General features: G+C 31.9%; 1 pseudogene. It reads right to left on the bottom strand.

Annotated features, from left to right (window positions below):
• Positions 1 to 146: 146 nt before the first annotated feature.
• Positions 147 to 270 (bottom strand): annotated as a pseudogene (locus tag C1E99_RS15105) (undecaprenyl/decaprenyl-phosphate alpha-N-acetylglucosaminyl 1-phosphate transferase); the annotation flags it as partial.

Here is a 270-nt window from a genome sequence, read left to right on the forward strand (position 1 = left end):
TGAGCCCAGCCTCTTTTCTTGTTAATGATGATTTTCAGAGAGTGTTAATCTACAAAATAGTCTTTTCTGACAATTTTAATTAACCATATCCACTATATTATATCAAAAAAAGAGCCTGACGGCTCTTATCTTGTTTAGAAAGATTCTTATTTTCTTTTTTTCTCTTCGTAGCACTTTTTATATTTTGCGATTTTTTCTTGACGGTAACTACTATTACCAATAAACCGAAGAAGATTGAGCAACGGAGTTCTATTGATACCAAAGATGCCA

The organism is Streptococcus suis (assembly GCF_002964045.1).
In the GTDB taxonomy this organism is placed as follows: domain Bacteria; phylum Bacillota; class Bacilli; order Lactobacillales; family Streptococcaceae; genus Streptococcus; species Streptococcus suis_U.